Raw genomic sequence first — 22005 nt, 5'->3', positions numbered from 1 at the left:
CATTCGATCGTCACTCGGCCATCCGTCGCACTCCAGAAGCGATCACACACCGTTTTGAACTCTCGGATCGACACCCATATCGTGAACGTCCGCACTCATAGTAGATGCCCTCGTATGCCACGCTCTCGCTGTCGAGGACGGTTCTGACGATACCAGAGTGTCGGAGTGACCGAATTGATGGACAAGAACAGCCTCTCAAACAGTCGATCGCAAATCTTCTCGATGACATGAATCACCTCCAAATCTTGCAACCACCGGTCACCGTTGTGATCGACATCACGACCTAGCCGTACCACGCTGAAGCAGATTTTCCTAGTGAGGTCTGTGGCATCGATGACTCTGAAGAGCGAGTCTACAAGTTCGCCACACTGTCACTGGTTGGCAAGAATATGCCGATCGTGCCCGGCGTCGGGCCGGTGATCGAGAGTTCTGCGTGGGATGAGAATGTCCCCCATCAGTACCATCGCAACGTCCGACGGTGGTGCGACGCTACTCTGACTAGACAGGCAATCGAGACGAACAGATGCGACAGCCAGTGCTTTACTCGTCCGGATCGGTCCAGTCCTGCTCGAAATCCTCGAGATCGTGTTCGAGTCGTTCGATGTGCGTTTCGAGGTCGTCGACGCTCATCAGAGCGAGCCGAAGGAACTCTTCGTCGCGGTCGGGCATGAGCGGAAGCCGACTCTCCGAGTCAGTCTCACAGTCGCTCTGCTGGGCTTGTTTGCGGACCAGTTCGTCACGCGCTGCACGGAGTTCTCGTTGAAGTAGTTCAGCCTCATCCATAGTCTGTTCTCACGCTACCAGCATCGCAGCCCGCTACGGCCAGAGAGGGCGGTCGCGCGAACCACTCACTGGTAGCGTGAATATCTGTCAATCACGAGCCACTGCATATCCCACACATGTCACTGTTCGATATTAGTGTTGCCGGAGGTATGTGAGCGACATACATGCGGAAGAAGATCCATCAGTACCCCCGCGAAGACGCCCCTATTAATCGGGGTTGGTAGTCGATAATGATGTATATCTTCAGATCTGTCTCCTCGTGAAGATCCAGTCAATTACATACCGACCGAGAAGTTTCAACCCGACGAACGAGTGACGACATAGGCCGTTGATCGTCGGACTGGCGAGATACGGTGAACGATTCTCCCACCAGGGATCATCTGTGGTCTGCTGTCGCAGCTGGTGAACAGCTCGAATGCTGTCGACAGTGCATACCGGCAGCGATCCAGATGCGGCCAATGAGCTTTAGCTGGCCGTACGCAACGTCCTACGAATCGGCATCGCCTACCTCCGTGTCCTCTTCATTTTCCTGCTCGTACAGAGCGACGGCCTCCGCCGACAGCCGGTAGCGGTACGCAGCAGCTCGGAAAATGATCTTGCCGTAGTCATCACGGACATCCACATCGTTATGCTTGTCGATGGCGTCGATGGCCTTGTTCAGTTTCTCAACCTGATCTCCTTTCCGAAGGAACTGCTCGACAGCCTCCGGCGTGATGTCGAACTCGTCGGCGACAACAGTTTGTACCGTGACGCCGGCGCCGTCTGCAACAGCCGGAACGTCGCTCTCGTCTGCCAGATTATCGTCCTGGATGTGGGCAATAAGACGCTCAATGTCAGTTGCGGCCGTTTCGTCAACCTCGCCGTTGATGATCGTGTCTCGGCGTTCGCTGATCACGTACCAAGATGGACCGGCCGGCGTCGTGGTTTCGATCATGTCAATCTCTTTGAGATGGCTGAGAGATGTGCCGATGTTGTAGTCTAAGTCGAGGTCAAGCTCCTCCTCTAGGTCTGTTCGTTTGACGCCATCGTGTTTTGGTCCGATACCAGCGTTCCACAGCGCGTGGGCGATCGTTACTTGTTCGTCAATACTGTTCGTCCGCGATTTCTCAGTGCGGACGTATCGTTCGAGGTCTGTGTTGGTCATGAAGTCGTGTCTGATGCGTTCAGCAGTACGCCCCGTTCCACCGAAGCAATTATGTGGATATCCCGTGATGAACTGAGTGACGTTCCATAAGATTACACATTGCTTGGCTGTCGGGGGACGACCACTGCCCGTCCCAGCGGGCAGCGGTCTGCAATTCTGTAGTCTGCGTGCCAGTTGTAGTTAGGTTCGTTACAGCATCTTACTGACTACTAGCCGGAGAGCAGTTATAAAGCATAAATACTACTCGAAGATTCTACCCCATCTCCTACAGTATAGCACATCTTGACCTTTCTAGCCAGCACGAGGTGTGTTAGCAATAGTTAACTATTGCCAATTCTTCACCAAGAATCAATGGGACTTGATCGGACACAGCAAATACACGTTGCCCCACAGGGATATGAGACCGAGCGCATCTACAAGCCGCCGATCGAGAACAACGCTGACAAAGTAGTGCTGCTCCTTCACGAAGAGAAATCTGAAAACGGAGATGAGTGCCAGACAAGGGTGGAAGAAGCACTCGCTGAGGAAGAAATTCCCTTCGAATATAAAGAATGCGATATTTTTGATATGTATGGTGCGCTCTGGGCGATTGCAGAGATTGTTGACGAGCATATCGATGATGAGATCTTTGTAAATCTATCTACAGGCAGTAAAATCACTGCTATCAGTGGAATGATTGCGTGCATGGGGACGGGAGCGAAACCCTACTATGTAAAGGCAGAGGAGTACAGTGGTGAAACGGTTAGCAAGGGTGTAGACGATACGGTTACTCTATCGGCATATCCGATCGGCCTGCCGGACCAGCAGTACCTTGAGGTCATGGAGTACATTCAACAGGCGGAGGATAAGGTCACGAAGGGGGACATCGTCGAATTCGTGCAGGACGCTGAGTTCCCGCTGCTTTCGAAGTATGACCGGCAAGAACTGAAAAATATGTACAAGCCGGTGGATCGAGAGATCCTTCGGCCGCTCCGAGACCGCGGCTACATCAAGGAGCAGCGACGAGGCCAGGAGAAACGAATCTGGCTTGCAGAAGATGGCGAAAAAACGCTCAAAATTTTCCAATACCTCCTCGAATAGAACTATTTGTTAGTCAAGGGGACGCTCTCAGGACGAGCCCTTTAGCAGAAAATCTTCGTACGTGAACAAGGGATGAGCAGGTATATCTTCGTTAGAGGTGTGATTCTTCTACGATCGAACTGATTCTATCTAAGGCACCAGGTACATCCAATAGTTTAGACGCATAATTTGCATTTAGGAGTTCGTTGGTGAGGTAGCGATCGTGCTTGTCGACGATTTTGTTTTCCACACATTCTGCTAGCTGGGCAGACTCAGACGGCTCTGTAACCGCTATTTGCTGAAGTTCTTCGAATACTTTCTCTGGGTGGCAGTCCCGGATTTGGAGCGTCATGCCGGTTTTTGAGACCTGAAACCCTATCTGTGTGAGAAGTACATGTATCGTATTCACGATACGATCTCCTGTCCAAAGGAAAAGTACTGTGTGGTTTCCTTGTGGAACGATAGTTCGCTCCGCTAAATTGAGCCTGTCAAAGTGGATTCTACCCTCTTCAAGCAGGCCTATACCTTCGGAATCTAAGTATCTTGGAATATCCGTTTCAGTGTATACCGAGTACATTTTCTCTCGGACGCGAGTGTGAAGAATGGGACCTTCTCCTCCAAATAGCGGAACTTGGCCCCCGGGTGCCTGTCGTAGGAACACAATTTGCTTGGCTTCGTCAACTGACTCCACTTCCCAGCGTTGTCCACCAAAGATGAGAAGCCTGCCTTCCATCAAGGGGCTAGTAACTGGAAGCGTCCCAATTGTTTTCTCATCAGCAACAAGCCGATATTCGTCCGGGCTCCAAAATGCGGCATAAAAATCATAGTGCCGAGTGAGCTTCTCTCCAGCTAATCCCATGATAAGATCCCCGTCACCCGCTTGGCTGATGAGTTCCTCGTTTCCGAGTGCCTGCAAAAGAGACGTAAACTGAGTGGTTGAAATGTTGGCAAAGGGACCTCTCTTGCAGAGAGTGTGGTAGGCAGTGTCTGCTTTGATCCCGCCATACTCAGCGATGAGAGAGAGGAGCTGTTGAATCAATGTCGAGAGTTCAAGCGCATCAAGGTTCGGTGGCTCATACCAGTTTTCGAGCAATAAGTCAACCATCGCGATTGTCTGAACAAGCTCTGGTCGTAGCGTGTCCTGAAGAGACGTTGATTCACCGATCTCTGGCTCTTGAATATAGACACGCAGGATCGCGGGGGCATCATTCCGCCCTGATCGGCCCAGTCGTTGTCGTAGACTGGATACCGATGGTGGGGAGCCAACTTGACTAATACTGTCCATCCAGCCGATATCGATACCTAATTCGAGCGTAGTCGTGCAGACAACAGTCGCGGGTGAGCTTTCTGTTTTCAGAGTTCGTTCGCTGGCCTCTCTAATCTCTTTAGAAAGACTTCCATGGTGAGCATGGAACTCGTTCGGGACACCTCTTTCCTCTGAAAGTCGCTTCAACAGATCCGTATAGAGCTCAACGTTGCTTCGACTATTCGCAAAAACGAGGTTGTCCTGTCCACGAAGATGTGTAAAAATATGTTCAGCAATATCAACGACTGTTCCTGATGGGTCATCACTGTCTCCATCTTCATCTCTATCGTTGCGATTCTCATATCCCTTCACTAAGAGTTTGAGCTCCTGACGGGAGTCGTCTGATTCGATGATTTCAACCTCACCTCCAGAGCCAGGACGCAGAAACTCTGCGGTCATATCAGGATCACCTATCGTTGCAGAAAGTGCAATGCGTGGAATCTGCTCGTCTTTCGCCTTTTCCATGCGATGAAGAAGAGATTGTAATTGTTTGCCTCGAGGCGTTCCAATGAACGAATGTACTTCATCAACAACGATATACGAGACGTTCTGTAAGGCTTGATGGAACATCGCTGGCCGACGGAGTAACAAGGCCTCAACAGACTCGGGCGTGATGAGAAGAAGGCCATCTGGATCATCGAGCGCCTTCCGTTTCTTACTTGAGGAAACATCCCCGTGCCGTCGATGGACCGGTATATCGCAAGCGTCACAAAGGTGTTGAAGCCGCTCATATTGGTCATTGATGAGTGCCTTCAATGGAGAGACATACACCACGTCAAACCCAGAACTAGGGCTGTGAGATGTTTCTCGTTGGGCAGTAATCCGTGAGAGGATAGGAAGAAAGGCGGCCTCAGTCTTTCCTGATGCCGTGGGTGCCGAAAGGATAACATCCGAATCGCCTTCTACAACCGTGGGAATAGCTTGCTCTTGAATCGAACGGAGCGTGTCCCATTCTTGGTTCCAAACCCATCGTTGAATGTCCTCGTGAAGAAGTTCGAAGGATGCCGTCCGTGAAGCAGCCTCTTCACCGTCGCTACAGTTCGAAGTTGGCAAGATCATCCTCCTCATCGCTCCCAGTGGACTCGGTTTCTTCGCTTTGGGTGGTTTGGCCAACATCTGATGCAATGTCGATGTCTCCGATCAGTTCTTCCCAGGAGACACGGGGATTCTGCTCAAGGATGGAAAGGAAACCGAGGAATTCCTTGATTGTGTTTCGAGGAGTTTGGAAATACGCGGCACCTACCTGTTCATTGCAATGTCGCATGAAAGCTTCCAGTGCTTCGTCTGGGACGACATAGTTCTCAGGGTTTCCGCCAGCGTGAACGTGTCGAAGCTTCTGGAGAAGGACAAACATATCCTCCTGTGTTAGACTGGAGAGACGGATAACTGGACCACTCATATCTACAAGTTCATCTGAGGCGAAGGTGCTCTCAGACAGTCTGGACTTCAACGCTTCGTAGCTGTACAGCCCTCGTTTTGAATCAGTGAGGAACTTTGGCGTTCCTGCAAAGAGAAACCCCAAACCGACTGTTTGGCCTTGCAACCCATCATTCACGATGGACAGGAGCTTTTCATAGTTGCTTTGGCGGGCACCGCCATGAGAGAGTTTGTAGAGATTCACCATCTCGTCGAGATTAACCAAGAGTCCTTCGTAGCCCGCCAAGGTGACGAACCGAGCCATGAGTTTCGTCATTTCGTACCAGTTCGAATCGTCAATGATGGGGACCCGTGTATCGAGTTCCTTTCGTGCTTCTGTTTTCGTGCCGTATTCCCCACGTAACCATCGCAGAGCTGCGTGTTGAAGTTCGTCATCGTTGTTTTGATACCCGTCCCAATACAGTGCGATGACATCTGTGAACGCATAGCCTGCTACGAGTTCGGATAGTTCGTGGAGACGGTCTCGGATAATCTCTTCTGTGGGGATGTCTTGGGTGGTGGCCTCACGGTTAGCCTCCGCAATGAATCGCTCAACGATACTACGGAGAGCTCCTCCATCGGGCGTTGCACGCGTAGACAGATTCCGGGCCAGTTGTTGGTAGAGGGCACGACCATGCCCCGAGGTTGAGCGCAGTCGACGATCGGGCGTCAGGTCCGCGTGGGCGGTGACAAGTCGCTTTTCTAGAGCAATAGTTCGCATAAGGTTAAGAAAGAATGTTTTGCCGGATCCGTATTCTCCGATGATGAAGCGAACCGCAGATCCCCCATCAGCAATTCGGTCTATGTCGTCTGTTATGGCCTTTGTCTCGTGGGCACGGCCTACTTGGATATGTTGGAGCCCACGACGAGGTACGAGGCCAGCTTGGAGCGATTGTAGAATTGGATCACGGTCTCGGGAGCGAATCGTTGTTGACTCAATGGTGGGTGCTGAGTTGTTGTTTTCACTCATTATAGGATCTTACTGGATGCTTCTTGATTGACTATCATTTCATCTGTTCCTTCAATGAGTGGGGTTTCGACCTGTTCGAATGCATAATCGTTAATCACTTCGATTGCGGCATCGGGGAACAATCCTCTTTCTTGAGCCAATGCTTCAACGTCTTCTCGGTCCCAGTGAGGCTTCTGTGAGAGTTCGGTGAGAAATTGCCGATGGTCTTCATCCAAGCCCTCTGTTTTGGTTTGATCTGAACCAGGTGTCGGGTCCGGTACGTGTGATTTCGGTTGTTCATCATCTTCCTCTTCGAAGATATCCTCGAGAAATTCACTGACCTCTTGACTCTCCTTAAGTGTCCTGTTCACCTGTTCCTGATCTAATTCTATGTCTGAGACCGGGATTTCCTCTGTTGTACTGCGGTCCGGAATCTCATATTCGTCGGTGGAGGGCTCCGATGTTCGGACTGTCACAGGTTCATCATCAGAAGTTGTTTGGAGCTGATGCAGATGTTTGTGAACCATGTTTTCGTCTAACCCTAGCATTGGATAGATTTTTGATAATTCCTGTATTTCCTTCGCATCAATATTCCCGTCAGAGCATGCTAAGGCCGTTAGAAAGTTAGCAATCTGGGGTTTTTGATCGTCCGGGAGATCTTCAGCCCGTTGGCGAACACCGTGCAGGGTGGGTGAATCGAGGAGGAGCCATCGACGGTGTGCTTCAAGTCGTGCTTGACCGGCCTCGTTAAGTTCAAGAAAAGATCCGAGATTCTCTGCGAGATACTCAGTTTGCTCAGGTGCCACTTCATCGTTAGCCAAGACGATTTTGACGGCGAGTTTTTGGATTAATCTGATACCCTCAGAAACACCAGAGTCATCAGCACTTGCTTTAGAGGAGAGATGATACAAGACTGCAGGATCTTCCCAACCACGTGGAGGTGCACCAAATCGAACGTCGGGTTCAATACCAAATCCAAGCTTTCCAAGTAATTTAGCGAGCCGACGGAGGTCACGTTTTCGAACCTTCTGACCCGCTTCTATAGACCAATGCTCAAAAAGGGAATCAAGCTTTGTTTTGGCCATATCTGACGTGTCTAGTTCGTTTTGGACTGTCTGGAGAAGTTCGGTCAACCGATCGGTTTGTTGTTGTTCAAGGACTGGCTTTGGGAGGAGAGACAGTGCCTCAAGTGACTCCCGATCGTGGGATTTCCCAACAAATCTGGAATAAGAGTCTAACTCTTCACAACATTCAGTCGCTAACTCTTGCAGCTTCCGTTGAGGGGCTGAGAGTGCTGAAATATCTGGTAGGTCGTCGATTTCGATCTCTTCTTGTTGGGGTAATGACCGGCTAGCAGGTCCATAGCTAACTGTGAGCGTGGTCTGGTTGGATTCCCTAGATAATCCGCCCTCGAAGCGTTCTTCATATCGGGTCAAAAAGAGCTCCTTAAACTCGTCCTCACAGCGTTTTGCTGGCGTCCGAAAGTGAGTGTCTGGAGCTTGTCGAAGCCACTCATACGCTAACTCGGAATCAATTAGGTTCTTGTTAGCTATTTGACGACCGATTTTTACTCGTAATCCCAGAGGAATCTCTCCTCGTTGGCTTATTTGGGACGTTGATGTAAGAGAGTCAAGATCATATTGAGCACGCACTGCGTCTAGAAACCGAGTTGCATAGCCTGGGAAAGAACTTTCCTCAGCGTATACCTTGAGTAGTTCTTCAACTTCATTGAGAAGATGCGGGATTTCGGAACGAGCCTTACTCGAATATTGAGCATCAAAGAGCACCCGTCGTTCTATACCATAGAAGAAGAGAAACACGTAACCGATATCAATGGTGGGATCCCGTCGGCCGCTTGCCAGCCACTCAAGATACGTGGCTCGACATCCCGAATCAATATCAGAATATGACGGCCAATACGACATCCGGACACCATCAGGATCTGAGCGAGTAGGATCAATCTTAAGAGATGGGTTGATTAAACAGGCATCAGCCCCATCATATTTTTCAATGGCTCTCACATCCGTTCCGACATAGATCATCCCATCAGAGATGTTGTATCCGTTAATCGTGACCTCTTTTCCAGGAGGAACCCAAGCATTCGTTGATTGTTCGTGTAGCTCCTCGTTGCTGAGTTGAGAATCTCCGTTAACCCCCTCGATGCTGACGGAAAGCTCCATTGTTGGTTGATTCGTTTTACCTCTTTGTTGATGTTCTGATGACCTTGAAGAGTCCTTTACATCGATATCATTAGTGGACACTGGCTCTTGGGTGTATTTCTCGAAGAAGTCATCCCCGTCCATCAGAAGATATCTCATTCCTTCGATGACACCAAGAATCCCTGGGATCAATGTCCAACAGAACAGGAGGTAGATGATGCCTAGGCCATACGAACGGAGATAGAAGCGGTGAGCTCCAAATGATCCCAGGAAAATTGCGAGTAGGGCCGCGACAGTTTTCGATTTCGATGTCAACTTTCAGATCCCCCGAAATGAACTGATTGATGAACAAAGAACCATGCTAATATCATGTATTCCTTGACAGTCAGCGTCCTTATAATCATTGTTATTATTCAAAGAAAGATAGGTATCAATTTTCCTCTTGAGATAGGGGGTGTCATAGAATAATTTCCATGCAAGGAAGCGGGATGAAGGTAGAGAGGTATGAGTTCAGCCAGGAAGCTGCCATTAGGCAGATTCATCGCAGGGCCGAAGACAAACCAGTCACAGCGGACGTTATCAGGTAGATCTGCTCTCGAAGTATCCAATCATACTTCTCGAACGCCAGCACATGCGGTTCTCGAGTACATCATCAAGAATAAGCTGATCACAAAGCGTGATCTCATCGACCTCGGTACGACGAACAGTCGCCCATTTATTGCACACAATAACGATGCGTCCGTACAGAATCCGCACAGAGGGCATACTAGCGGTTGGACACACAGATTATCGATCGCTACGTATGACCTGGTCACAAGTATATCGACGTGGAAAAGCATTCAAAATATTACCACGTCTCAGCGACCGAGCGTGGAGAGCAGACGCACTAGTCATTTCGGTATCTATGGCACCACGAAGAGATATCTCCACTTGGCAGGAGAGACGGTACAACGTAACCACCACGAACGACTACTTCGAGCGTGATGGATCAGATATCCCTACAGTGGAAGGCTGAGACAGTAGTTCTCGACCTCCGGGGCAAGCGAGATAACGCGTTCGCGTCGTTTGAGTTCGTCTCTACGTGTTTCGATTCGCTCTTCAAGTTGTTCGAGACGAGCACGTTGGCCCTCGATCGCGATGTCCATGTCCGAGCCTGCCTCGGCCTTGCGCTCATATTCTTCGATGAACGACTCGATTCGCTCCCGTTCGGCCTGCGCATACTCCTCGATATTCTCAAGTTCGTGGGCAGTTTCCTTGCACCGTTTGGCACTAAGATCGGCTTTGATCTCGTTCACCCGGGCGCTCACGTAGCGATCAGCGATTGCTCGCAGGTCATCGTCGGCATCAAGCACGGTCTGAAGCTGGTCCACATCGGGCTTTGCAGCGATCGTTTCGCCCTCAACGACGCGTTCACCAAGGGACTGTTGGGCGTCCTCTTGCTCGACATCCACGAACACAGGAATCATCTCTTCTCTGATTATTTCGCCAGTTCCATCCTCGAAGACGACGCCATAGTTGTAGGTGATGCCCGGCGTGTTGATGAATGGAAGTAGCTTGAGCCCGACCTGTCCACGCTCGTCCTCCAACACACGTACCATGAGCCGCTGGAGAACGTCTGTATCGGGAGCGAGGTACGTGATGTCCTCGTGCTCCATCGCGAAGTGTCGGTCGAACGTGAACGGGCCGAACGACGCGTCAATACCGGGCGGACGGAGTCCTTCCGGCAGCTCGGCCTGATAGAGATTTGTGCCCCGCTTCTCGAACGTGCCGTCGAAGGCCTCAACCGCCTGTTCGAAGAACTCCCGGATATCGCCCGCACTTCCGTAGACATCTTCAGAGTCGTCGACGACAGCCTGTATCTGGCGGCGGCTCTCAGCATCGAAGGTACTGGTATCGACGAGGCTGCGCTCGTACCACTCTTCGAGCGTGCGCTGGCGTTCGTCGATCAGGTCCTCAAGTTCTTCCGTGGTCACGCCTGGTGGCTCGTCACTCTGGATCGACTCCATAATAAGCGAGTCCACGTCGACATCGTCGAGCATCCCCAGCACGTCGGCGGTGTTTCCAAGCTTCGAACGAATCTCCTCGACCTTGTTCTGGAGTAGTTCGAAGATTTCGCTCTCACGAGTATCGTCGAACAGGAAATTCCAGACCTTGACCTCCTTGTCTTGTCCGTAGCGGTGGATCCGTCCGATCCGCTGCTCGAGGCGGTTCGGATTCCACGGCAACTCATAGTTCGCCATGATGTGGCAACTGTGTTGGAGGTCGATACCCTCGCTGGCCGCATCAGTCGCAAACAGCAGTCGGGACTGGCCGTGGTTGAACTCCTCCTCGATTCGGGCGCGTTCTTCCGTATCGATGTCACCGTGGATCACGAGGATTTCGTCGGCCCACGGTTCGTCCTGTACGAACTCGAGGAGATAGTCGAGCGTGTCTCGGTACTCCGTGAAGAGAAGAAGCTTCTCCCCCGGCTGTTCTTCGAGAAGTTCCGTTATGAACCGGCGTACCTTCTGGGCTTTCGAGTCGACGGGGAGATTCTCGGCAAGCGAAACGAGATCATGGAGGGTCTCGATCTCTTCTTGGAGCTCATCGTCATCGCTTGTAATGGTCAGTCCAGCAATCTCATCCTCTACGTCCTGCTTGGTGTCCTCATCGAGATCCTCACCGTCGAGATACGCTTCTGCTTGCGGAGAGAGCTCATCCGTCGCAGTTTCGGTCTCTAACAGCTCATTCAGACGGCGGCGAAGCGTGGCGTGGATCGCTCCGACGCTACTCACCAGCCGCTTTTGCATGAGCGCCATTGCGAAGCCGACCGCAGGCTCATTCAACGTCTCCGACCGGTTGTAGACGGTCTTGACGTACTCCGTGACGGCAGAATAGAAGTGGCGCTCGTCATGTGTCATCGTGACGGACACGGAGTTGACCTCCCGGTCGGGGAACACTCGTTCCCCGTTATCGTCGTAGATCCCCTCTTTTCCCCGTCTGATCATTACCTGGTCGACCGTCTCTCGTGTGAGGTCGCGGTTCTCGGCCACGAGAAACGGATCGATGTATTCAACGAGTGAATGAAACGCCTCGCCCTTTCCGTCATGAGGCGTCGCGCTGAGGAGCAGCAGAGAGTCAGAATTGTTAGCCACGGTCTCGACTGTGTGTGCTGTCTTGCTCGGCGAATCGCCACGTTTAGCTGCTTTGTGAGCCTCATCAACGACAACGACATCCCAGAACACGTCGCTGAGCGCGGGTCGAAACTCGTCTTGCCGAAGGAAGGCCATGCTGGTAACCAATCGTAGCTGGCCTTGATCCCAGATATTCCCCGCCTCGCCGAGCCGCCGGCGCTCACCCTCGACCCACGTCCGATCGGCGACGGTGAGATCGACGTCGAAGAAGCGATCCATGTCTCGCACCCACTTCTTCTGCAGGTGAGCGGGAACGACGAAGAGAACGCGATCAGCGCGATTCCGCGCGGAGAGTTCCTTGAGAATCAGGCCTGCCTCGATAGTCTTCCCAAGTCCCACATCGTCACCGATGAGGGCGCGTTGTCGGAGCTTCTGCATCACCCAGTTCACACAATCGAGCTGGTACGGCTCCAATCGAACGAGCGAGTTCGAGATGCTCAGCAGCTGGCCCTGTTCGTGGGCGAGTTTGAGCTTTGTAGCCTGTGTATGAAGATCGAACCACTGGGCCGACACAGCGTCGTGTCTCGGATGAAGGCCATCGAGCTGTTGATTCGATAATCTCTCGATCGGATTATGATGTGGTTCGACGGTAACGTCGTCGAGACAGACCGTTTTGACGCCCTCTCCGTCTATGTAGGCACGAAGATATTCGATATCGCCGACAGTCCGAGTCCGGATAACCTCTGCAGACGCGCCGTTGAGAACTACCCGTTGGCCTGGTGAAAAGCATGTAGCATCCGTCATCGATCGATATATCTATCAATGCGAGATGGCTTCTTCAATATTGTTGGTCTGTCCATATGGTGATTGATCTTCCAGTCTGCGTTCAGCCCTTCGTAATGCTAATGAAGTTCAGCACGAACTCTTGTGGTAACAGTCCGCTGTGGTAGAAGCGAGCATCATCGCGACCGCGCTTTCTGAAGTACTTAAGCGGACTAGTAAGGATGCTGACGTTGGCGTCCAGATACCCAAGCCGAGTGCTTGCATCGAGTAACACCCCCGGATTGTCCTCATCCATGTCTTCGCCGGCAATCCATCGCCGTCCCGAGTCCGTTGCTTCTGCCGGTCGATCGATCCGCTCTGGCGTGAACTGCTGAGGCAGCAGGACGAACCCGTGGTCGGTTAGGATGTACGCTTGATCCCACTCGCCCTGTTCGAGTTTTTCCCCGATGAAGTCGGCAAGGCTCTCGACGCGTCGAGCAAGCAATTCCTCGATGTCGCTGAGTCCCTTCTCCCCCATGTCGTCGATGTCGTTTTCGTAGTAGGCCACACGGGGGGACTGCCAACCGTCGTCTTCCTCACGGGTAACCGTCCAGCCGTCGCTATCCAGCAACGACCCACGCCGATTCGACGTGACGTGACGATTGTTCCGGAGCGGCTGTAGGTCACCGTTGACGAGCGAGATATCGAACATCTGGACTTCGCCCGGCGTGAGTGCGGCCTTTCCGAATTTCGTCGACGAAGGGAGCGTGCCGAGCCAGACGCTCTCCTCGATTGCAAACTCAGGCGCATCAGCTGGCAAGGTTGCGATATGTTCGCGCAGTTGGTCCACGAGTCGGCGAGCAAGATCGAATCGGAGTGCGTCGATGACAAACAGCGCAACGGACTGGCCGCTTTCGAGCCCAGTGGATTCCTTGGTGAAGAACTGATAGGTGTGGTCTTCGTTGACAAACGGAGCACCAGCCTCAACGGTCTCGGCGACGAGGTCACCGAGGTCTTCGAGATACTTGACGTACTCCGACTGAAGGTGAGTACGGAGATCGGCGAGGGTCTCTGTCGCCGGGTGGGCATCGGGAAGGTTTGTCTCGGGTTCGCCGGAAACGACGAGATTGAGCACAGCGTTGTCGATCTGCCACGTTCCATCGTCCTCGTCGGCATAGAGGGAGACGATGTCGTCGGTTGCACGCTCGTTCCACGTGTCGAACCGGTGGGCGAGGCGAGCAATCTCGGTGGCCTGCTCCCACGTCTGTGTCCACGCGTTGTCGGGGCCGTATGCACCCCGGTACTCGCTATGGTAACCCTCCCTCCCGCGAAGTGCCTCGCATCGCTCGTCAGCCCGGTCAAGGCACGGTTCGTACTCGCCAGCCTCGAAGGACGCATGCCACTCCTCCCAGAGTCGTCGTTCGAGTGCGGCGTCGACGAGACAATCTACGAGCTGCCACGGGTTGTCCAACTCTCGAACGACGTCGGGCCACAGCTCTTCGCCGAGGTATTGGTCGGCGATAACGCCGGAAGTAGCTGTGTTGTTCAGTACAGACTTGAGTTCCGGGAGATCGTGGGCCCCAGCCGTCTCAGCGCGGAACCCGCTGGGAAACAGGTCGGGAGCAGCTCCAGCGTGAATGAGCCACTCAGCGACGGCCCAGCGACGGGTCTGTGTAACAATATCTGTCGGCTCAGTTTCGCCGGCGACCGCGTCGACGCCTTCGCTGGTCAGCAAGTCCTTCATCTGGTCGACGGTCTGGCGGTCGTCGTCGATGTTGGCCCAGCCGTTCTCCAGAATGAACGCCACAGGATCGGTGTAGCCGCCGGTAACGATCTGGGTGCGGAGTTGTTCGAGCGTCGGGAGTTGACCGCCAGTCAGTTGGTCGTGGAGGATCCGTGCAATTTCCCGTCGCTGTTGGTGGCTGTCAGCTTCGGTGGCGTTTTTTAGTTCCCACGCCTGGAGCTGTTCGCTCCCAAAGACGCGGACGGTGAGGTCTTCGATACTCAACGCTACTTCGCTGCCCGTGTGTTCGATGTCGCGAAACCAGTCATAGTCTCCCTCGACGTCTTCGGGGTCTTTGACGTGTGGGACGTACCAAACCTGCTCGCCATCGACGGGATCAGTGCGGAGGTCCAACGGTGTCTCCTCGGCAATCTTTAGGTGGACGTCGAGTTCGTCGCAGGCCTGCTGAAGGATGTCTTCAAGGTAGTGTCCATCATCCCACCAGAGCACGATCGGCTCGTCCGACTCGGCATGGTCGAACTCTCGCCGGATAGTGTCTTTCGCGGCGTCGGGGAGGGTCTGAGTTGCTTGCATGAATGATTAAAGAATTACAAATGAGTTTGTTCGGTCTGTGAATTAATGAGATGGGGCAACATTTATTAATTTCGCTACAACATTCCGAGTTCAAACACATGCAATTGTCGACATCTATGGGAACCATAATATTTAATCAGAATAATAACCCGATTCTATATCATAGAAAGATATAATTTCATCGCTCGTATCGACAACTACAACCGCGATCAACTCGAATACGATCTGGAATAGCGCACGTTAGTCGGGGGACTGCCTCCATCGGTTCGGCTCTTCTGAACTATCCATCCGATCGTTACCTACAGAAGACTTATGGTACTATCATGAGATGTCGAAATTCCAAATGGCAATGATCACGATTGACACATTCGAGGTCAAAAATTACAAACCAATTCAGGATTCAGGCCCAATCAACATCGGTGATATAACGACTTTCATCGGGAAAAACGATGCTGGCAAATCATCTTTCCTTGAGGCACTTTCTATCTTCCTGGATGGTGGTAAACCCGAGAACGAACACTTCCACAAGTGCGAAGCTGAGTCAATTTCATTCATTGCGAAACTTGCAGAAGTCCCCACAGACCTTGAAGATGTACTGACCGAAGATTACCTCCCCGATGTGAATGAGACATTTACAATTGAAAAGGAGTTCACGCGACGGGATGGAACGACGCCTAAAGCCGAAACCTACGTCAATGGCGAAAAAATGGCTAAGGGAGCAGTCGTCGTTGATGGAGAAGAACTCTACAAAGCGAAATCACGGAACTTCATCTGGGAGTATTTCCCAGAGCCACTCCCGATTTTCGCTGAACGTGATGTGAACGAGGAGACAAAGCTGAAGGGTGGTACTTTTCTGAACAAGCTCCTCATGCCAGTTCTAAAAGGCGGTGGACTCCACGACGAAATTGATCAACAAATCGAGGAGCTTAAACATTCACTCGAAGAGACTTCAGAAGGTATTGGGGAGCGGTTGACCGAGTACATGCAGGCACATCTAGCCGACGTTGAAAAGGTGAATATGAGGCCGGGAAGTATCCAAATCAGCAAGGCAATCTCTCCGAAAATTCATCTCGAGGACAAGCATCTCTCCGAGAGTATAGACGTCCATGAGCGTGGGTCAGGTGTGGGAAGTCTCCTTCTTCTATCAATGATGCAAGCCTATGTCGACCTTCAAGTAGGTGAGGGGTATATGCTGCTTTTCGAGGAGCCAGGTAACTTTCTCCATCCAGCAGCCGAACGGAAGATGCTGGACGCATTGCGAAGTATCGCTGATAGCGGTGGCCAGGTAGTAATAACCACGCACTCACAGGTGTTTATCGATAACCGAACGGCCGCAGAGATGTACATCACCCGTCGTGATTCCGGTATCACGACCTTCGAGCGTATTGAGGAGGATGCCTTCAAAGCAGTCGATGAGATCGGGGCACGGAACAGCGACATCCTCCAGAGTGACTTCGTAATCTACGTAGAGGGCCCATCCGACGTAAAGATCCTCGAAACAATTGCCGATTCGTATTACGATAACTGGCAAGAACATAACATCACCATCCAACATCTCGGTGGAACAGGTAATATCAGTCATTGTAAGCCAAGAAAATTAAAGAAGATAAACCGCCACTTCGCGTTCCTGTTGGATAGTGACAGGAAAGACAGAGAAGATGAACTTAAGCCAAAAGTGGCGCAATTGAGAGAGCATGCTGAAAGCGCTGGGATTGACTGTCATGTTCTGGAACACAGAGAGATAGAGAACTACTTCTATCCTGACGGGATCGGCGAAGTGTTATCCATTTCTGTTTCTAGAGACGACATTACTGAATTCTGTGACGTTGAGGGGAAGGTTAACCAGATGGTGGCGGAGCAGAATATGCCTCCCGGGGTCGAGAATTCAGGCTGTTACAAGAAGATAGAACACGGAAAGCAGATAATCGAGTGGATGTATGAGAACGGAAAATCGATCGAGGAGATTGAAGGGTTCCTCGATTCTTGTGTAGAACAGGCGAACGCATAGTCGCCTACAGCATTTTATCTTCGACAATCACTGGGACGATATTCTTCTCCGCGAGGGGTGTGATGTTGATCGCCACGCCGTGCTTTTGGTTGGGTTGGTAGCCAGCGGTCGTGATTTCTGACAGGGCCCGGTCTGACCAGTCGGAGGAGATGTCGGCTGCGATTTCCTCGCAGGCGCCTGCGATCTCGTCTGCGAGTGCCTGGTAGTCCCCGAGGTCATTCGCCAGTTCGGAGAGGAGACGCTGGCGTTCGGAGACGCCCCCGTCGCCGATCTGTGTCTGGCCAGCATCGTCGAACTTGTCGAAGTAGTAGGTCATAAAGAGGATGCCATTGCTCGCGTAGTGGGACGATCCCACAAGGTCATGGTAGTACTCGAAGAGGTCGTACAGGTGGGCCTCGACCGGCTCGGAACCATCTTTCGCATAGGCTTCGAATGCGGTTTCGAGGTCGTTGAGCGCATCGAGCCACTCCTCGCGGTTCTCTTGGACGGTTTCGTAGAACGTTGGGCTAAACAGCTCACCCATGTCGACATCGTCAAGATCAGCGAGTTGCTCAAGCGTCTCCAGTCGGGTGGCCGTTCGTTCGCGGAACTCCATGACCCGTTTGGCCGTCGCCGCGGCGAGTTCCTGATTTGCTTCTGACCATGCGCGAGGAGTGGTCTGTGCGAGTTCAGCCATCCGGTCTTCGAATGCACTGATCTGTTCGAGGCCGCTCTCACATCGTTCGTACTCCGTGACGGCTGCTGCCTGCTCGGTAGTCGAGAGCGAGTCGTCGCTCCGGCGTCGGTTGGCCGCGCTCCGTTGTTCCCGGAGATATGCTTTCCGGGGTTCGAGGTAGCGGTTTTGGAGCTGGTCGAAGACGTTCGCGTCGAGTTGATGGTAGTCGACGAGACAGACGAACCCTTCGCCCTCCGGGTCGGAAACGAGCTGCTCGGTCGTTAACTGCCAGAGGATCGGCGTTCGGTCGAACGTCGAGATGTGATACTCGAAGAGATCGTCTTCGAGCCACGTTCGCAGGTTCGGGTAGGCCTCTTCGGCCGGTGGCTCGGTACCAAGGAGCTGATCGACCTCTGCGAGGCGATCGTCAGCATGCTCACCGAAGAGCCGCTCAAACTCGCCTTCGATGCGGGAGAGTAAATTATCTTTCTCCGTAATATCTGAGACTGGAATGATCCCGTCGCTATCCTCGGATAAGAGATCCATACTCAACTGAAGCAGGAAGTCTTTGAGCAAGTGCTCAGTTTCGATCGCTTGTTCCTCTGACGGTATCGTTTGGAGGTTGTCCTTCTTTTTATTGTCGAGAGGATCGTCGATCGTTCGCAAACCAACCTCCCGAAGAATATTTTCTCTTTGCTCATCGGTGATTCCCACATAATTGAAGAGTATATTATCAGTTTCCTGTGCAACTCGTTCAAGGTCCTCGTCGATCTCTAAGAGATGTTGATTCGCTAACTTGCTCATTTCTTCGAACGTCGTATCAGAGTCGACCTGGGGTGGAGATGTCCATGGAACATCATCCAATATGGTTCGATGAGGATGATTAGAAGACCTTGTTAGTTCATATCCAATCATTTGAGCGATCAGACAGCCTGAGAAATGGGGGGAAGTAAACTCAACGCTTCGCTTAGAAACCACATTGGCTACCTGTTCTTTGGCTGCATTTGCTAATTCCTCTTCATGATCAAAAACGGCATCAATTACGGGTAGCCGTGCGACTGTACTCACCTCCCACTTTCGCTCGAACGTTTGAGCAAATTTGAGGTACGTAACGAGCCGACTATTGAGGTATGCGATAAGTGGCCAAGCATCCATCTTATCTGGGAAAATTGCAGTCCCAACATGAGAGAAAACCGACTGTCGATGCATGTAACCGAAATTCCGTCCACTACGCTTCCTGCTATTAAATGATACGCCTTCCGTGAAGTAAAGATTCGTATTCCGGGGATAGGAGCCAGGGTATCTACGGACCTCTTTCCCATTCTCTTCCCAGTGTACCGCTTTGCTTATTCTCGGAAGTAGCCAGGCATCTTCTCCCCCTTTTGAGATAGGTGCAAAGTTATTTTCGCAGCATTCTACCTCCCAGAAATAACGGAAGAAACGGTCATCGTTACCTGTCGCCAATCCTTGCTTGACAACACCTATCCCCTCTCTTGTAGGTAAGTCTGCATTATCTGCATCCAAGACTGTCTCAGCCTTATAGAGTTCTCTGAGATCCTTCGGTACCCAATAAGAGATGGAGGCTCCAGGGACCATGGAGAACTCAGACGTGTCACGCGTGAACCGCCGCTGTACGTCCCCGTCATACGCATTAACGAAAGCAGCGTTAAGGAGTCTACTTTCCTTATCCGCTTTCGGAACATCATGCAGACGAATAAAAGTCCCCTTGCCATTCCCAGCAGTGCCAACCCGGACGACTGTTCCCACTGTTCCGACAGTCGCGTTGTCAAGGATATCATAACCGAACTCAGCGAGAAAGTCGAAACGTCGATCTTCGCCGACAAAATCAACTCGGAAGCTTTCGAAGACCTTCCGGAACATGAACGACCACGGGATAAGCATCCCGACACGACCATGTTCTTTCGAGAGACGCTCACAGACCTCGAAAAAGTTGATATAATAGTCGGGATAGTGTTGGTACTGTTGTTCGACATAGCTTTTCACATCCTCGGGCATCCGCCCACGCATCCCATACGGCGGATTCATCAGCGCCACGTCGTAGTCCTGTGTCAACACCACCAGTAGATGCAGTAAGCTCCGCAAATTCTGTTCGCCGAACGAGTCTGACGTTCGTTTCTCGACGGCCGTCCTGAGCCGTTTTAGAAATCCGTTCAGCGTGTGTGGACCTTCCCCACTCCACTCCATGACGTCTGTCTGGTCCTTCACGAACTCCTCGGCCAACACACTCTGCACGTCAAGCAGGCTCCCGAGTGCTTCCGTCGTCTGGAACTCCTCAATGATCTCCTCAAGCGCCTCCCGAACGTCGGTTCCCTCTCCCGTAATCTCGTCAAGCACATCGACGGCCGTCTCAACCTCGGCAACCCGAGCGTCAGCGCAGACGATGCCGACGGTAGGTATCTCGAACCTGTCGTTACCCTCCTGTTCGGCGCGGGTTCGGGCCTTCAGATAGAGATTGAATGCAGATAGTTGACAGGATCGCAGATCAATGTCGACGCCGTAGAGGTTGTGTTCAAGGATCTTCGCCGGAATCTCACCACGATCGAGATCGGTTTCGGTCCACCAGATGCGTTCGAGGACATCGAAGGCGTAAAGTAAAAAGTGGCCGCTCCCACACGCTGGATCGATCACACGAAGCTCCGAGGGATGGTCGAACGACGGAGCCTCCTGATTCTCGTTATCGGGAATGAGATACGTACAGAGACTAGGAATGTCTGGCGCATCCTCTGGGGTAACGAGGCGTTCTTTTCGTTCTTCCGGTGAAAGGTCCTCGGGGGCAGGGACAGTCGATTCGTTTCCGGTTGATTCGAGATAGAGCTTGCCGAGACTATTATCAGTGAGCATTCGAACAACCCAATGGGGCGTGTAGAACTGGTTCGCCGGACCCACATCCTCAGGTTCAAGAGTGTTCTTCGCGTCAAGTGCCTCAACCACGGGGCGGTTATAGTATTCATAGACCCAGCCCAGCACGTCGTCAGCCCGCCAGACCGCATCCGGCACATCATCTAGCATCCCGCAGAGTTCCTCGAACGTGTCGTCATCGGGGTCAACCAGGCTGTAGACAGTCGAACGATCGAAGAGAATCTCGATCTCCTCGGTGAGGTCGTCGCACACGTTTCGGTAGGCTTCGAGGACGGCCTCTTCCTCAAGCATAAACTCCTCTGTAACCAGCCGGTCGGCTGCTGGCGTAAGCCCGTCCTCGCGGAAGGCCGTGACCTCGTCGTCAATGAAGCCACGAACTTCCATACACCGCAGCGCAGCCAACCGATTGACGATCGTGTAGCCAACGCCCGTAATGTACTGCTCGTATCCATCCGCCCACTCGTCCCCATCGACAATTTCGAGTTCGATCGCTTCGACGAGGTCTTCCTGCTCGTCACGCAGGGACGCGTCCTCGGCAGGCTCATCTTCGAGATCGTATTCTTCGAGCTGATAGCGGACGTTCGCCTCCACGCGCTCGCGCATTTCGGTGACGATATCCTCGAGATGCTCGCGCTCTTCCTTATCGAGTTGGGCCTTTCGTTGCTGCGGAGAATTCCCTTGCATAGAGAGCTAGTTGATGTTTCAAACAGAATCAGTGAGGTGTCTTGAAATTGTTCATACGGAGGCGGAGATAGTCACGAACACAGAGTTGTTCTCTAGTCATCATCCAAATCTGCCACGTCGGCACGGAGAACGAGAGACCGAAACGCCGAGTTGTCTGACACACGGATCTCGTCTCGATAACTGTAGCCTGACCACTCCATCTGGTATCGTCCCTTCAGGTCGATCGGATCGGACATACCTTGATTTCGAATCCACCCTCTGATTTCTCGCCACGCTAGCGGTCCCTCCACAGTCCGTCCTTCGTGAATCCGAAACGCATCGTGGAGTGACTCTGAGGTGTGCGTTGGCGGTGACCAGTAATTCGCGTCGTTAGTTAGTAACACAACATACCCGTACCGACCTTGCTCGGTGACAATCTCCTCGATTCGTCGGATATCCCTGAAAATTCGATAGTGGGCGTCTGACTGAGCCCCTTGTGAAGCGAGTTCGAACGATTCGTCAAAGGTATCGTCTTCAACGGTTGCTCCGTCTGTTTTGTACTTGAGTTCGACTGGAATCGTCACGTCTTCACGACGGATCCCGATGTCGACCTGTGCTTGTGTCTCTGGCTTCCACTCCAATCGAACGCGCTCGTCACCGTACATCTGCGCGAGTTCGGCAGCGAGAGAGAGCTTAAAATGATCCTCTGAGTGGTAGACCTGATCAAGCTGTTTCAGTGCCCATTCGATATCGACCATACTGAAGACAGACATACAGACAATAAAAATGTT

At 52.2% G+C, this 22005-nt stretch carries 12 protein-coding genes and 1 pseudogene; 3 read left to right on the top strand and 10 right to left on the bottom strand.

What is annotated here, in order from left to right; translation table 11 throughout:
- The first annotated feature begins 104 nt into the window (after positions 1 to 104).
- Positions 105 to 287 (top strand): hypothetical protein, encoded by a 183-nt coding sequence (locus MW046_RS18915; protein ID WP_247995993.1) that lies wholly within the window; start codon positions 105 to 107, stop codon positions 285 to 287.
- A gap of 253 nt (positions 288 to 540) precedes the next feature.
- On the opposite strand, the gene MW046_RS18910 is transcribed toward MW046_RS18915, so the two are convergent.
- Together MW046_RS18910 and MW046_RS18905 are read right to left on the bottom strand one after the other, a co-directional pair.
- Complete coding sequence (locus MW046_RS18910; protein ID WP_247995992.1) at positions 541 to 783, bottom strand: hypothetical protein; 243 nt, start codon at positions 781 to 783, stop codon at positions 541 to 543.
- A 487-nt stretch (positions 784 to 1270) separates the two neighbouring features.
- The gene (locus tag MW046_RS18905; protein ID WP_247995991.1) at positions 1271 to 1927 is read right to left on the bottom strand and encodes a hypothetical protein; all 657 of its coding nucleotides are present in this window, start codon (positions 1925 to 1927) and stop codon (positions 1271 to 1273) included.
- 351 nt (positions 1928 to 2278) lie between these two features.
- On the opposite strand from MW046_RS18905, the gene MW046_RS18900 reads away from it, so the two are divergent.
- The gene (locus tag MW046_RS18900; RefSeq protein WP_247995990.1) at positions 2279 to 3007 is read left to right on the top strand and encodes an HFX_2341 family transcriptional regulator domain-containing protein; all 729 of its coding nucleotides are present in this window, start codon (positions 2279 to 2281) and stop codon (positions 3005 to 3007) included.
- 91 nt (positions 3008 to 3098) lie between these two features.
- On the opposite strand, the gene MW046_RS18895 is transcribed toward MW046_RS18900, so the two are convergent.
- The 6 genes and pseudogenes from MW046_RS18895 to pglZ form a co-directional block, all read right to left on the bottom strand.
- Positions 3099 to 5351: a DEAD/DEAH box helicase gene (locus MW046_RS18895; RefSeq protein ID WP_247995989.1), complete on the bottom strand. Its 2253-nt coding sequence runs from the start codon at positions 5349 to 5351 to the stop codon at positions 3099 to 3101.
- Complete coding sequence (locus tag MW046_RS18890; protein ID WP_247995988.1) at positions 5326 to 6678, bottom strand: ATP-binding protein; 1353 nt, start codon at positions 6676 to 6678, stop codon at positions 5326 to 5328. Before MW046_RS18890 ends, MW046_RS18895 begins: the two co-directional genes overlap by 26 nt.
- Positions 6678 to 8960 carry a tellurite resistance TerB family protein gene (locus tag MW046_RS18885; RefSeq protein WP_247995987.1) on the bottom strand — a complete coding sequence of 761 codons (2283 nt, stop codon included), beginning with the start codon at positions 8958 to 8960 and terminating at the stop codon, positions 6678 to 6680. The genes MW046_RS18890 and MW046_RS18885 overlap by 1 nt, the downstream gene beginning before the upstream one ends.
- A 30-nt stretch (positions 8961 to 8990) precedes the next feature.
- Positions 8991 to 9131: pseudogene (locus MW046_RS19680) on the bottom strand (TM2 domain-containing protein); the annotation flags it as partial.
- 683 nt (positions 9132 to 9814) lie between these two features.
- Positions 9815 to 12733, bottom strand: coding sequence for a helicase-related protein (locus tag MW046_RS18880; RefSeq protein ID WP_247995986.1), 2919 nt, complete (start codon positions 12731 to 12733; stop codon positions 9815 to 9817).
- A gap of 82 nt (positions 12734 to 12815) precedes the next feature.
- Positions 12816 to 15008 carry a BREX-5 system phosphatase PglZ gene (gene pglZ / locus MW046_RS18875; protein WP_247995985.1) on the bottom strand — a complete coding sequence of 731 codons (2193 nt, stop codon included), beginning with the start codon at positions 15006 to 15008 and terminating at the stop codon, positions 12816 to 12818.
- Positions 15009 to 15351: 343 nt separating this feature from the next.
- On the opposite strand from pglZ, the gene MW046_RS18870 reads away from it, so the two are divergent.
- Complete coding sequence (locus MW046_RS18870; protein ID WP_247995984.1) at positions 15352 to 17016, top strand: ATP-dependent nuclease; 1665 nt, start codon at positions 15352 to 15354, stop codon at positions 17014 to 17016.
- Positions 17017 to 17020: 4 nt separating this feature from the next.
- On the opposite strand, the gene pglX is transcribed toward MW046_RS18870, so the two are convergent.
- Positions 17021 to 21235 (bottom strand): BREX-5 system adenine-specific DNA-methyltransferase PglX, encoded by a 4215-nt coding sequence (gene pglX, locus MW046_RS18865; RefSeq protein ID WP_247995983.1) that lies wholly within the window; start codon positions 21233 to 21235, stop codon positions 17021 to 17023.
- Positions 21236 to 21327: 92 nt separating this feature from the next.
- Positions 21328 to 21972, bottom strand: coding sequence for a hypothetical protein (locus tag MW046_RS18860; protein ID WP_247995982.1), 645 nt, complete (start codon positions 21970 to 21972; stop codon positions 21328 to 21330).
- Between the last annotated feature and the right edge of the window lie 33 nt (positions 21973 to 22005).

It is taken from the genome of Halocatena salina (genome assembly GCF_023115355.1).
Taxonomy (GTDB): Archaea; Halobacteriota; Halobacteria; order Halobacteriales; family Haloarculaceae; genus Halocatena; species Halocatena salina.
The sequence above is the reverse complement of the archived record's forward strand: the minus strand, read 5'-3'. Positions and strand labels throughout refer to the sequence as shown.